Source organism: Bartonella vaga (genome assembly GCF_037070895.1).
Classification (GTDB): Bacteria; Pseudomonadota; Alphaproteobacteria; order Rhizobiales; family Rhizobiaceae; genus Bartonella.
Window position 1 is genome coordinate 74,050 of sequence record NZ_JAYMZK010000003.1, and the last position, 14,151, is coordinate 88,200.

General features: G+C 36.3%; 12 protein-coding genes. 4 read left to right on the forward strand and 8 right to left on the reverse strand.

The genetic code is table 11. The features are described from left to right. Positions 1 to 16 precede the first annotated feature (16 nt). Positions 17 to 643, reverse strand: a complete 627-nt coding sequence (locus WCP76_RS03135; RefSeq protein ID WP_336294238.1) for a 50S ribosomal protein L25/general stress protein Ctc — start codon at positions 641 to 643, stop codon at positions 17 to 19. Between the two features lie 736 nt (positions 644 to 1,379). Here WCP76_RS03135 and WCP76_RS03140 point away from each other — a divergent pair. Continuing rightward, positions 1,380 to 1,601, forward strand: a complete 222-nt coding sequence (locus tag WCP76_RS03140) for a hypothetical protein (RefSeq protein WP_336294239.1) — start codon at positions 1,380 to 1,382, stop codon at positions 1,599 to 1,601. A gap of 343 nt (positions 1,602 to 1,944) precedes the next feature. On the opposite strand, the gene WCP76_RS03145 is transcribed toward WCP76_RS03140, so the two are convergent. From WCP76_RS03145 to lgt, 4 genes are all read right to left on the reverse strand, one after another. Then, entirely contained in the window at positions 1,945 to 2,877 is a 933-nt protein-coding gene (locus WCP76_RS03145) for a ribose-phosphate pyrophosphokinase (RefSeq protein ID WP_336294240.1), read from the reverse strand. A 362-nt stretch (positions 2,878 to 3,239) separates the two neighbouring features. After that, entirely contained in the window at positions 3,240 to 4,028 is a 789-nt protein-coding gene (gene pgeF / locus WCP76_RS03150) for a peptidoglycan editing factor PgeF (RefSeq protein ID WP_336294241.1), read from the reverse strand. Positions 4,029 to 4,111: 83 nt separating this feature from the next. Next, on the reverse strand, positions 4,112 to 5,191 hold the full coding sequence (locus tag WCP76_RS03155; RefSeq protein WP_336294242.1) for a class I SAM-dependent methyltransferase: 1,080 nt from the start codon (positions 5,189 to 5,191) through the stop codon (positions 4,112 to 4,114). Continuing rightward, a complete protein-coding gene (gene lgt / locus WCP76_RS03160) occupies positions 5,166 to 6,044 on the reverse strand; it encodes a prolipoprotein diacylglyceryl transferase (protein WP_336294243.1) in 879 nt (292 codons plus the stop codon). The genes WCP76_RS03155 and lgt overlap by 26 nt, the downstream gene beginning before the upstream one ends. Before the next feature lie 267 nt (positions 6,045 to 6,311). Between lgt and WCP76_RS03165 the strand changes: the two genes are divergently transcribed. The 3 genes from WCP76_RS03165 (at position 6,312) to WCP76_RS03175 (ending at position 9,778) form a co-directional block, all read left to right on the forward strand. Continuing rightward, complete coding sequence (locus WCP76_RS03165; RefSeq protein WP_336294244.1) at positions 6,312 to 6,569, forward strand: accessory factor UbiK family protein; 258 nt, start codon at positions 6,312 to 6,314, stop codon at positions 6,567 to 6,569. Between the two features lie 374 nt (positions 6,570 to 6,943). After that, positions 6,944 to 7,444 carry a type III secretion system chaperone family protein gene (locus tag WCP76_RS03170; protein WP_336294321.1) on the forward strand — a complete coding sequence of 167 codons (501 nt, stop codon included), beginning with the start codon at positions 6,944 to 6,946 and terminating at the stop codon, positions 7,442 to 7,444. A 1,683-nt stretch (positions 7,445 to 9,127) separates the two neighbouring features. Next, positions 9,128 to 9,778: an MBL fold metallo-hydrolase gene (locus tag WCP76_RS03175; protein WP_336294245.1), complete on the forward strand. Its 651-nt coding sequence runs from the start codon at positions 9,128 to 9,130 to the stop codon at positions 9,776 to 9,778. A gap of 67 nt (positions 9,779 to 9,845) precedes the next feature. Here WCP76_RS03175 and WCP76_RS03180 read toward each other — a convergent pair whose 3' ends face one another. The 3 genes from WCP76_RS03180 to WCP76_RS03190 form a co-directional block, all read right to left on the reverse strand. Continuing rightward, positions 9,846 to 10,463, reverse strand: a complete 618-nt coding sequence (locus WCP76_RS03180; protein ID WP_336294246.1) for a BA14K family protein — start codon at positions 10,461 to 10,463, stop codon at positions 9,846 to 9,848. A gap of 649 nt (positions 10,464 to 11,112) precedes the next feature. Next, positions 11,113 to 13,428: an excinuclease ABC subunit UvrB gene (gene uvrB, locus WCP76_RS03185; RefSeq protein ID WP_336294247.1), complete on the reverse strand. Its 2,316-nt coding sequence runs from the start codon at positions 13,426 to 13,428 to the stop codon at positions 11,113 to 11,115. 201 nt (positions 13,429 to 13,629) lie between these two features. Beyond that, positions 13,630 to 13,965: an SH3 domain-containing protein gene (locus WCP76_RS03190; RefSeq protein WP_442894703.1), complete on the reverse strand. Its 336-nt coding sequence runs from the start codon at positions 13,963 to 13,965 to the stop codon at positions 13,630 to 13,632. Positions 13,966 to 14,151: the final 186 nt, after the last annotated feature.

Here is a 14,151-nt window from a genome sequence, read left to right on the forward strand (position 1 = left end):
CGCCTGCTAACACCTGTTAATTGTCCTCTTTTTTTACGTTATTCTCTTGTTGTAAAGCATCATCATTTGCATCCATGTCAGCAGGAGCTGCGATGGTTGCAATGGTAAAGTCTCTATCTTGGATAACTGGAGTAACACCCTTTGGCAGTTGCACTGCTGAAATATGAATAGAATCACCAATGGAATAATTAGAGAGATCAATTTCAATTGCTTCAGGAATAGCGTTTGCTAGAGCGGTACATTCAATTTCATGGCGAACAATATTTAAGACACCACCCTTTTTAATACCGGGAGCTGTATCTTCATTGAGAAAGTGTACAGGAATATTTACTTCTACGACAGATTTGGCTGAAATACGTAGAAAATCTACATGTAAGGGAAAGTCGCGGACAGGATCCAATTGGTAGTCTTTTGGTAAAACCATGATTTTTTGTTTACCAATTACAATATTAGCAACAGTGGTACGAAAGCCACCAGCATGAATTTTGTAGAAGATTTCTTTATAAGAAACCGAGATTGCCAAAGGAGGTTGTTTGTCACCGTAAATAACAGCAGGAATGAGACCGTTGCGGCGAAGTTCACGGGAGGACCCCTTACCAACCCGCTCGCGTATTTCAGCCTTAAGAGTATAGCTTTTGCTCATAATTTAAGTCCTTTTACATGATTGGAGATCCATCAAAAACGAATAACAGTTTTTGTATGAATATGAAGATATGCGCTAGTAAGCAGCGATTGCTCCATTCTACGTTGCCTCCAAGGGTGTCTACGCAGAAGATATCCCTATAATTCAAACAATTCGCAGATGCAAGCGTTGTGAGAAAAATCGGTAATTTCTATTGTTAAAAAGAGGAAATATTAAGAAATATGTGTCTCGGATAGAGAATAAACAAATACTAGTTGATATATTAAAAACAAATATTGGAAATGTTATAAAAGATTGAAACTACTTTTTGTGAGGTGGCAGAATGTTGCACTTTTTCTTAATTGTTGCCAGCATTTTTTGATCTTGAAGAGTAACTGGAGATGTCTCCTCTTGTGAAGACAATTCCTGATCAGGGAAATTACATCTTCTTCTATCTTTTTTTGAATATAACATTGTATAATTGGTCTAGACGGTAGTTTTATAGCCTTTGTAGATAAATTGGGTTATGTCATTATTTGAGGCTTAGCAGAGTAAAATAGAGTTGGCGCATATTGTTCATGTCGAAGTAGTTACGTAATATGTTCTTCTAGTTCAACCTTAATGCTATTTCTAAAATAATAGGTTGATGTAAATGAACTTTTTTTTCTGGCTTCACTAGAGGAAATTTAAATTCTATTTCACTAATCATGAACAGGCTGTAAAAGAAAAATAAACTCATGAAATATTAGAAGGGGTTATGCGTAAAAAACAAAAGTTGTTGGTAGAAGAACTGGGTTTATTTCCTAAAATTTCTGTTGTTGATTATGATATTCAAGTAAAATATGTTACTCTGGAAACCCTTTATGATCCTGAGATCTTCTATTGTTTAACATTAATGCGTTATAAAGATTTATTAGCTTCGCTACTGTATTTATGGTATATTGGGAGATCTTTTAAGTCTTTTACAATTTTTGTGTAAATTGGTCATTGCCTAGACTTTAGTCGATGAAGAAACCGCTGCAAGTGGCATTGTGAGTAAAAATTAAAAACATCTCTTAACATATAGCAGAAGGTTTTTAATATGATGTTCAAGGTGTTTTTTTGATGTGATAAATGTTGTATTAACTGAAAAAATGTACAAACAGAATGCATTTTCGTAGTCCTTTAATGGACGCATTCTTTAAGTTATGTATACCCGTATTCAATTTACTTTGAAGAGTGCAGTCTCACTATTATTCATATGCATTTTAATAGTCAATGTACTATAACACCTCTTTTTTATCTTTGTGTAGAAACAGCATTAGGGGGCTTATGGAACTAATTTAACCGAATAAGCTTGAAACAGATTGCTCTGCTGCTGTTCTTGCAATTGCTTCCCCAATAAGGTCAGAAATTGGCAAAACACGAATATTATGTGCTTTTTCAATTACTTTCGTTGGCATAATTGAATCCGTAATAACCAATTCTTTTAGTTCTGAGTTAGTAATGCGTTCAATAGCATTTCCAGAAAGAACGCCGTGAGTGATATAAGCTGTAACACTATTTGCTCCGTGTTTAAGTAAAGCGCTTGCTGCATTGCATAGTGTTCCACCTGAATCAACAATATCATCGAGCAAAAGACAATCTTTTCCAGATACATCCCCAATGATATTCATAACTTCTGATTCACCGGGACGTTCGCGACGTTTATCCACGATAGCTAGCAAACTGTTCAAACGTTTAGCTAAGGAACGTGCTCGTACTACACCACCGACATCGGGTGAAACAACAACAACCTTTTCAAGGGAGTAATGCATCTTAACATCCCGAGAAATAACAGGAACAGCATAAAGATTATCCGTTGGAATATCAAAAAAACCTTGAATTTGTCCGGCATGAAGATCCAATGTTAAAACGCGATGAGCTCCTGCTTCAGTAATCAGGTTAGCAACAAGTTTTGCAGAAATAGGGGTACGTGGTCCAGGTTTACGGTCTTGGCGAGCATAGCCAAAATAGGGTATTACAGCTGTGATACGGCGCGCTGAAGAACGACGAAGAGCATCAATCATGATAAGCAATTCCATCAAATGATCGTTTGCTGGATAGGATGTAGATTGCAAAACAAACACGTCTTGTCCGCGTACATTTTCATGTAATTCCACAAAAATTTCTTGATCAGCAAAACGTTTTACGATTGCTTTGCCTAAAGGAGTATTTAAATAGTTTGCAACATCTTCAGCGAGGCGTGGATTAGAATTGCCGCAAAAAAGTTTCATAATAGATCCTATGGGTAATCACGGTGAAATGTGATACGGTTTTTAACTTTTTAAATTTAAATTGCAAGGAAACAATTATAAAAATATTAGAATTTTACCAATCATTGTTAAAGTGGTATGAGTTTTTCTTTTTTTGAAATTTTTACTATTTTTAGAGAATGTTTTTTAGCTGTGAGGAAAAATGGCTGTTAATTGGGATGTTTGCTGTTGTTTTATAGAAGAACAGTTTCAATATGGGCAATGTATTATTTGTGAAATGGATGAAGAGCAACCATGTTGAAAGAACTCTTTTTTAGCTATTACAATAAAATATTGAAGACAATAATGGCAAAAATATTCGTATTCTGTGAGTTAATGAATCATTATTTATTTTTCAGTACGATAGCAGAAATTTGCCGTTCACAATCAGGTTCATTGCGGTGTATTGCACGGCGATAGGAAAAAAAGGACTGTTCATTTTTGTATGTGCAAAGCTTTAGACAAGAAGCACGGATCCCTGCTTCTTTTAGCTGATTCATAATGAATGTCCATAGGTTAAAGTAAAAGTGATTTGGTTTATCCGTCTTTAAAAAATGTTTTTGGAACTTCCTATGATAATCAATAAACTGGTTGTAAAATTCGCTTGTTACTTCGTAGTGGCAAGGGCCAATACAAGGTCCAAGAACTGCTGTTATTGATGGTCTTTTGGCTCCTTGCTCTTCCATAACAGAAATTGTTTTCTCCACAACTCCATTTAAACTCCCTCGCCAGCCAGCATGTGTTGCGGCAATGACACCTGCTTGTGGATCAGCAAATAGAATCGGTCCGCAATCTGCTGTAAGAATACCGATTGCGAGTTCTTGTGTTGTTGTAACGATAGCATCAGCTTTAGGGAGTGCATCCATAATAGCTTGATTAACCACAACGACTTCACAGGAGTGTACTTGATTGACAGTGACTAAATTTTTTACATCAACACCAAAATAATTGGCGATAAAAATACGATTCTTTTCAATGTGTTCAGGTTTATCATTTGAATTTTGGCTAACCTTAAGGTTTTGATAAAGGCTTTTTGAAATACCGCTTTGGCGTGTAAAAAAACCATGCTTTATTCCATGCGTATGTAAAGCAGAGAGATTTTTTGCAAGTATGGGAAAAGGGGCAGGATTCATAAAAGTTTCTTATAAGATGTTTATTCAAAGTGGGAATAGTGGGTGAGATACCCTTATTTGTCAATGAGCGTTATTGTTGGTAATCAAAATCTAGGAGATAACGGTATCTTTTTGTCACTTACATGCAAGACTTTAAACAATTTACCCATTTGGTCTGATCCAATCAGTCGTTCGATATCTTGATAGATTTTGTCTTGCAATGTTGTACTTTTATTGGCTCCAAGCTGTCTTGCGCGCTCTAGCAGACCCATTTTTAAAAGAAAATCTCCTTGTTCTAGAATTTCAGCAAAACAGCCTTGCTCAATGGCTATTTTTTTTAAAAAAGAAAAACCAACATGTGATGTTAAATCATGTTCACCAGGACTATCAAAAATATTACAAAATCTATGTTTTGAAATTGCTTGCAGTGTATCGCCAAATGCAAGATCAGAGGCACCGTAATCGATAAGCAAAGCACAACCTTTCATATGTGCCAAATGGTCGCTGATTTGCTGCATTAATTGATACCGTGAGGGTGCATGCTCAAAAATTGTTCCATCAGGTATTTCGGAATAATAGGATTGTATACAAGAAGAAGGAAATTTACCTGGGGCGGCAATAAATTGGAAATCTCCATCTTGATTTATTGTAATGCGGCGTTCTTTCCATTCGCCATTAATTTTTATATATTGGTCGATGGGGAGCGCATCGAAGAGCTCATTGGCAATTAAGAAAAGCGGTCCAGAAGGAATTTGATCAAAACTTTCAATACTATAGATTTGTTTTTGATAAGAGCAAAGACGTTTTTTTTGTTCTTCTGCGAGCTGTTTACTTACTTCAACGAGAAAAATTTCAGCCGCATTAAATGCTGTTGTGGATAATTTTTTAATGGTACGTAAAATGTCATCCATGAGAGTTCCACGGCCAGGACCTATTTCAGCAAGAATGAAAGGGTGAGGATAATCTTGGGCTTGCCAGCTTGCTAAGATCCAAATGCCAATCATTTCTCCAAATAATTGGCTTATTTCAGGCGCTGTTATGAAATCACCAGAGCGTCCAAAGGGCGTTTGTGTTTGATAATAGCCAAATTGGGGATCTGTTAGTGCTAACGTCATATATTGACTAACAGGAATGGGGCCATTAAGCGCAATAATTTCTTTAATTTTTTCTTTTAGGGTCGCCATGTTTTTTAGATTTACGTTTGAAGGCTGGGAGAAGGAGATAAATACCTAAAAAAAGCATGGGAAGAGATAAGGCCATACCATACGTAAATCCTGTAGAATGAAAAAGGGTAGAAAACCATTCTGGATCTTCTTGAGGAGCACGGTAGAGTTCTGAGATACTGCGTGCTATTGCATAGCCTATAATAAATGTTCCTGCTACGGTTCCAGAGCGCTTTAATGCTTTGAAAACAAAAATAATGATAAACAGGATAATGAAAAGAAGAAATCCTTCCATGAATGCTTCATAAAGTTGGCTAGGATGGCGCGGTAGATGGTAAGGATCTAAGGGAAAGCAAACTGCCCAAGGTACTGTAGTAATATTGCCCCATAATTCTTGATTAATAAAGTTGCATATTCGTACAATGCCGATACCAATAGGGGCACCTGCAGCAATTATATCAAACATTGCTCGTATATTGATACTGTTTTTACAGGCAAACCAGATCATTGCAATGATAATGCCGATGAGTCCGCCATGAAAGGACATTCCCCCGTTCCATACTGCGATGATGGCGTTTGGATGGTTAAAATAATAAATGGGATCCCATACAAGAACTTGACCTAAGCGCCCACCGACAACGACACTAATGGCAGACCAGACAACAAAATCTCCTATCTTATTTTCATCCATAGGAGGATTATTTGCGTACCATAAGGTTTGTTTTTTTAACAATTTTTGCGCATACCACCAAGCAAAAAGGATACCTATTACGTAACCAAGTCCGTACCAATGGAGAGCTATAGGTCCTAAGTGGATGATTATGGGATCAAGGAAAGATGGAAAAGCAATGGTTGGACAAGAAAGATTATTCATGAGTTGGGCATTTTCCATTATATGAGGTTATATGATGTTCAGAAATGACAGATGAATGCACAATGGTCAAGTCAGAAGGGCTGTAGGTTTCCATTTGTTTATTGTGGTAATAATTTATGATTGTAAAGTGAGCGTAAAAAACAAAGTAAAGTCTGTATAGTGAGATAAAATCTATAAATGGAGCAAAAGGAACAAATGCAGTATCTAAACGTTGTTAAAATACGCTATAATGCATGCGTCAATAATTAAAATTTAAGGAAAAATGTTATGGGTAATGGATCAAACCGTATTCTTGATGAATTAGCAAAATTAGCAACAGATGCTACCGATGTTGTTCAAGGTATACGACGTGAAGCTGGCACAGCTTTTCGTCTGCAGGCTGAGAAGATAGCCAATAAGCTTGATCTTGTTTCACGGGAAGAATTTGAAACGTTTAAAGATATGGTGCTGAAATTACATGCCGATAATGCTGATTTGAAAAGACGTCTTGATGAGCTAGAGAAGACGCATACACGAAAAAAATAAGGAGATTTCTGTTAAGAAGGACAGCATTAGAAAAAATATCCCCAATTTTTCAATGTGATGCATGAAGCTAAAAAATGCTTAATACTGAATCTGTTAGAGCAGATTACAGATTTGTTTTTGATTTTTTTTTATCGAAAAGCACTTTTTTTGAAGCAGGGGGCTAGTACTGTGAAATTGTATCAATACACTGAAAAGACTTGATGATTCATTTGATTATTATCAGGCTGCTGCAGAAAGCTTTATTGGGTTCTGTGGATTTTTGGTGTTTTTAGTGTGTATTTGTTTTGTGTAAAGGCTTTGATTGTAGCAAATGTCGTTACAGTTTTGGCATTTTGTGTTCTGTTGACAATGTTTTAATATGATTGAGGGTTATGATGAGGCTTGCGTTTTGCGCCACAGAAAGAGAAGAGCATCCTGTTGACTTTATTGAACAGATTGCCTGCAAATATGATTGGTCATTCGAGCGAGATGTACAAGATGAAATTAGTGTTTGTGTAGAGGGAAAATGGGCAAATTATCGTCTTTCTTTCTCATGGATGGAAATGCAGGAGGCGCTTCATTTAGCTTGTGCATTTGATCTTTCTATTGACAGTGCCCGAACAGCGGAAATGCATCGCTTATTGCTGGCAATTAATGAAAAATTGTTGCTGGGACATTTTGATTATTGGCAAGGGAATAATTCGGTTATTTACCGGCAGGGGCTTCTTCTTGCTGGTGGGGTGCATCCATCTCATGTACAGGTTGAAGCATTGTTAATTCACGCACTTACAGTATGTGAAAGCCATTATGTTGCATTTCAGATGGTTGCCTGGTCTGGAGAAAGTGCTGGTAAGGCACTGCAATATACTTTGTTTGAAACTGTGGGGAATGCCTAAATCATTTAGAAGTTTTTTTATAGGTGATTTAAAATGATACTGCTCATAAGGGAATATCGATAATGGTGTGTAATCCCTTAACGAGCTGTTCTCTAATTGAATGTTGCCTCCATGGCTATGCATCATATTTTAGGTAAAAAAAGACTGAGGTATGTTCCACCTGCATCTTGGTTTCATATTTTATCGAATCTACAGAACGGCATAAATACTTTTTTACGCATATTTTTACGGGTTCTAGGCACATCTTCCCAATCATTATGATGAAAGATTCTGTTTAAGATATGGTTATTAGTGTAACAGTGTTCGTGTAATAAAATGCATTTTACATAAGGTTATTGAGTGTGTGAAGGGAAAGCATGTGGGCGCACTTTTGTCTTCCTAAAACCGTCAATAATGTATGGAAAATTTATGTTTATTAATATGGGTATCAGTGGAGAATTCTTGCATAAAAGTTTTCAAATCAAAGATGTTAACATCATCGCTTCCTTCGCTATAGGAAAAACATATATAATTGTTTTTAGCATACTGTGCATGTCGCTAACATTTTTCTTAAGTGCTTCAATATCAAAATTATTATTTGCTAACGTTAGCTGAATTTTAAAGTGTAAACCATAATTTAAATACAATGCCTACAAACTTTAAAATTCAATGCTAGTGTTTTAGTTAATTGGTAAATTGGTTTCATTTTTTGAGCTAAGTCGTTGTCAGAAATACAACAACAGAGGGGTTCTTAACTATCAAGCATAAAAAATACTAGTCTTGGAAATTTATAGTGAAAAGACGTGCGAGACCTTGTGGCTAAGGATTGATGAGGATTTCGAATAAGATCAGAATCCATCATGCTATCAATTCAAAAGGGGTTGTTAATTTTTTAGGTGATTTTTCCATTTATAAAATAGCTAATAATTGAAAAAATGGTTTAGGTTCTTGAAGAGGGAAGGCAGCAGAATAGCAATGGTTTAGTTCTACACATTCTTGTAATATGCTTGATATATCTATAGTTATCTTGGTGTGAAATTATATTTCCTGCATTTTCGGTAAAAATAACAATCATATTTTGTATTTTGTTATGTTAATTTTAAGCTATTCTCCTGTTTTGAAATTAAACCGCGAAATTGAATATATGTAATCCAAAAACTATTTAGACGATGTTAGGCTGCTTTATCGATGTGGAGTAAAAGCTAACGAGAGTCAATTGGCTTAGAAAGATAGTCATGAACGCTTGCTTTTAAGCCATAGATATAGTTTTCCTGTTTTCAATAAAGTTGTTGGCATAAGAATGGGAAGAGTCTTTTGTGACGGAGTGAGCGGGTAAGATCTACACCATTTTGGTTGAGCATTATACATCAATTATAGGGAGATCAATATCTCAACTTGTGAACTGCCACTTTGCTTTGTCCACATTGGCTGAGACTGAAACACGAAATCCATTTTTAAAGAAAAATTGAAATAAAAGATTGCGAAATGAATATCGCTATTTAATCACAAGAAGGTAAGGTGCATTGTTATACGAAACTTAAATATAGTCGGTGAGTCTTCAAAACCTTGACGAAAGTTTAGTTTCTACAAAATTCACATTTACATAAGTTGCATAAAGCTATCGAGATAGGCTATTTTATTCCGTTAAGAGAAAGAAAATGTTACTTATACACTTGGAAAAATTTTACTTTTGAAAAGGATATCATGTCTTATTTTAGTATACATATTATTCCGGTTACACCTCTTCAACAAAATTGTACTTTGCTTTTTGATAATGAACGAAAAGTAGGAGTTTTAGTTGATCCTGGTGGTGATTGGCCTCGAGTTCAAGAAGTGATTCAAAAAAAGGGCATTATAGTTGAGGCTATTTGGATAACACATGGTCATGTTGATCATGCAGGAGCGGCAATGCAAGCTAAAGAGGCACTTAATGTTAAAATCATCGGTTCCCATTGCGATGATAAGCCTGTGATGGATGCTGCACACAAAAGTGCACAAAGCTATGGCATCACTGATGCACGCATTTGTATTCCTGACAGGTGGTTAGAAGACGGTGATAGCGTTCATTTCGCAGGACATGTTTTTAAAGTTTTCCACACACCAGGGCATTCTCCTGGTCACGTTATTTATTTCAATGAAACCGCACGCTTTGCTATATTGGGAGATGTCCTTTTTCGTGGTTTTATTGGGCGTACAGATCTCCCCTTCTGTTCTCATGAAGAATTAATGAAATCTCTTAAGGAAAAGATTTTACCTCTAGGCGAAGACGTCCGTTTCATCTGCGGACATGGCCCACAAAGCTCCTTAGGCTATGAACTCCAACACAACCCCTTTCTTCAAGGGCTTTACAGATAGCTGATCACACAACACCCCCCAGCATTTTCGACATCGTCCAAGACTTTTCATTGGAACGTAAGAAAAGTTAATTTAATGGAGCATAACAAAAGTGCTCTAAACCATCATTGCCCCGAAAAGTTCCTGTATTTGGATTAAATGAGCGATATTTTTTCTGGCAATATTGAAGCCAGCGAGCTGTCTGTGTCTGTTGGACTGGCTGATATGTTGTGGTTTGTTGAACTTCGTAAATTACTCGGTTTTGTGGAACTTCTTGATATACTACTTGCGGATGTTGTATGCTTTGATAAACAACCTGTGGTTGTTCTGGCTGCTTTAAAACATTTCCGAGAATTGCACCAGCAGCAAGGCCGACAATACCTGCTGTTAACGCATCCCCTGACTTATTAGGACTCACATGATGGTGATGTATATGACGCTGTGTTGTTTTTTCGCGTTCGACATAATGATGCGTTTTGCGTTCAACGCGGTACTGGTTGTATTCTCGCCTTTTATGCTCAACATGGGGGTTGTGATGAATATTAGAATGGATGCCAAAATCGTGAGAAGGAAAATTGCTCCCTATTCTTTCCATAATATTTTCATTATGGATGAATGTTGTGTCTGCAAACGTTGCATCTAGCGACACTAAAATGGTTGCTGCTGATATTGCTGATAACACTGTTAGCTTAGTAAATTTTTTCATAAGCAACACTCCTTTACATAAATTCGTATTATCCGCACTCTACGCGGACTAAACTGAATATAACCTGAACGATTTTGGACTTTATTTTGACAAAACGCATAAGGAAGCCATTTGGTTGAGAAAAAATTATCAAAAAATAGAAAAAATCCTAGTAAACAGCTATTTTAAAAATTACACTCTTTTTAAGATTAATTTATCAATCTAGTATTTATAATTACTAACCTTTATCTTTATAACCGGCTTTAATGAAAATAATAATTTTAGTATTTTTGTGTCTCACAGGATTGAAAACAGGAATTATTAGGAGCATGAACAATGGATATAATTTCTGTCACTATAGATTTATAGTATTAAGATAAAGCCTTCGTTTTACTTTCTTGGCTTATAATGGTGCTGTTCTGTTATGACATGTTTCATAAGATATTGATTATAAAAATTGGGCTACACAGTATATCACTAGCTAGGTTTTTGGAGATATAGAAAACAGATGCTATTTGATTTCGTTTAGAGTTTAGAAGCATTTTCTTGTAATAAGTTTTTTTACATAACTTTTTCGCTAAATTTAAGCCTCAGTTGAGGTTTAGGGCTTTATTTTATGAAATGATACCTTTACTGGTCATTTTATAAAGATTTTAGAGGTGGTTAAGATTTATTTTGGACAGTTTAAGGGCTCTGGATTATCGGTTGGAAAGGATTTTTTTTGTTTTCTTTTACCCTTCGTTTTTTTAAAACGCTGGTATCCGTGGTTTCTTGGATCTACGTGATCAAGATCTGGTTTAACGTCAAGATTTGATTCTGTTATGGAGTCATTGATGGACTGTTTACTATGATGTATTAAAGTGTTATCCACGATTTCTAGTTCTATTTTCTGTAGTTGTTTGATTTCATCACGAAGTCGAGCTGCTTCTTCAAAGTTGAGGTCAGATGCTGCTTCACGCATTGATTTTTCTAAAGATTGAATATGAAGAGCTAAATTATTACCAAGCAAATTATTTTTCCTGATGACAGCAGGAATATTTGTATGAGTATGGTGATTTTGACACCCTGAGTTGAGAATATCGTCGACATTTTTTTTGACAGTGGTTGGTGTGATATGGTGCTCTTCATTATAGGCTATTTGTTTTTGTCGACGTCTTTGTGTTTCCTGTAAGGCCCGTTCTATGGAGCCAGTAATTGTATCTGCATAAAGTATGACTCGTCCATCTATGTTGCGTGCAGCGCGTCCGATTGTTTGTACAAGTGATGTTTCTGAGCGCAAAAAACCCTCTTTATCGGCATCTAGAATGGCAACAAAACCACATTCTGGAATATCTAAACCTTCTCGAAGCAGGTTGATTCCAATTAAGACATCAAAGGTACCAAGCCGTAGATCACGAAGAATTTCAATACGCTCTAAGGTGTCATTATCAGAATGCATATAGCGTACGCGAATACCTTGTTCATGTAGGTATTCTGTTAAATCTTCGGCCATACGCTTTGTCAGGACAGTCACCAATGTACGGTAGCCTTTTTGAATTGTTTTGCGAATTTCATTTATAACATCATCGACTTGAGTGTGCGCTGAACGTACTTCTATTTCTGGCTCAATGAGCCCTGTTGGGCGAATAATTTGTTCAGCAAAAGTGCCGTGAGATTGTTCTATTTCCCAGCGACCAGGCGTTGCAGAAACAGCAATAGTTTGCGGGCGCATAGCATCCCATTCTTCAAAGCGTAAAGGACGATTATCCATACAGGAAGGTAGGCGGAATCCATATTCCGCTAGAGTGGCTTTTCGTCGAAAATCACCGCGGTACATACCACCAATTTGGGGAATGGTTACATGGCTTTCATCGATAAAAACAAGAGCATTATTTGGAATATATTCGAATAAGGTTGGGGGTGGTTCACCAGGCTTTCGTCCCGTTAAATAACGTGAATAATTTTCAATTCCAGGGCATGAGCCAGTTGTTTCTAACATTTCTAAGTCAAAAATTGTACGTTGCTCTAAACGCTGAGCTTCTAAAAAACGTCCAGCTTCGTTCAGTTCATCTAGGCGTTGAGCAAGCTCTTTTTTAATTGATTGTATTGCTTGATTTAGTGTTGGGCGTGGTGTTACGTAGTGTGAATTGGCATAAATTTTAATAGATTGAAGGTCGTCTGTTTTTTGCCCCGTTAGAGGGTCAAATTCAGTGATTGTTTCTACTTCATCTCCAAAAAGTGAAATACGCCATGCACGGTCTTCAAGATGAGCAGGAAAAATTTCAATTATATCTCCTCGAACACGAAAAGAACCACGAGTGAAATTGAGATCTTGTCGATGATAGTGTTGAGCAACTAAACTGGTTAGAATTTGGCGTTGATCAAGTTGGTCGCCTTTTTCTATTTGGAATGTCATGGCTGTATAGGTCTCTACTGAACCAATTCCGTAAATACAGGATACAGATGCGACGATAATAACGTCATCGCGTTCAAGTACAGCACGTGTTGCAGCGTGGCGCATACGGTCTATTTGTTCATTAATAGAAGATTCTTTTTCAATATAAGTGTCAGAGCGTGCAACATAGGCTTCTGGTTGATAATAATCGTAATAAGAAACAAAATATTCAACAGCATTGTGGGGAAAAAATCTTTTAAATTCTCCGTAAAGTTGTGCTGCCAGAGTTTTATTTGGTGCTAAGATCAAAGCCGGACGCTGTGTTTTTTCAATGATTTTTGCCATTGTATAGGTTTTTCCTGATCCGGTAATACCTAAAAGCACTTGGGTACGTTCATTCTTTTCAATTCCTTCAACCAGAGTTTTAATTGCTTTAGGTTGATCTCCTGCAGGCTCAAAGGATGTTTTAAGTTCAAATGGAATGCCACCTTCAGACTTTTCAGGGCGAACAGGACGGTGAGGTGTCCACAGTGCGCCATTCTTAAAAAGAGGATTTCCTGAGGCAATAAGTGCAGCAAGAGCTTCCACTGTTGCTGTGAAACCATTTTTCATTGTTGTGTCCTTGTATTGTAAAGCTGCTTGTAATTTTAAATGAAATACTAATTTTTACAACTTCATAGCTATAATACTACAATGTTGCTTAGCAGTTTTACATGTTCACCATTTCGTTTGCACTGTAGCTATATTTAATTGAGGATCTTTTGTAATATTTGCATGGCTGTTAGGAAGAATGACTATATACACAGTGATTTATTACTGAAAATTTGTGTATGTGTGATAAAGATTATTTCCATCTTTAAATGATAGATAACGAGCTGAAACCCAGCCCGTTTTTGTGTTGTATTTAATGTGACACCAGTCCCCTTTACAACTTTGAACAAATACCAATGCTCCTGCAGGAATTACACTATGAAGTACGTGCTGAATACTTGGTCCTGTTCTAAAATTAAGATTTCTTGTGACAAAAGCATCTACTGCTTTAGAGGCTGTTGTGGCTAAAAAGAAAGGGCAAAATATAAAAAAAATTATTAATTTTTTCATTTTTCTACAGAGGATTCCTTTAGAGATTTTCTTTTCTTCTCTCTTCATATCAAGGTCTTCTTTCGTTAGGTTATGATAAAACAGAAAAAAATACAATGGGGTTATTATGTAGGACTCTTTAATGGCGGAAATGCAGTTTGACACTTTAAGCATCAAACAAAAATATCAGATGGCTTAAACATAATGAATGAATGCTTTGTTTCCTTATTTTATTTTTATATGGAAAACAGGAAT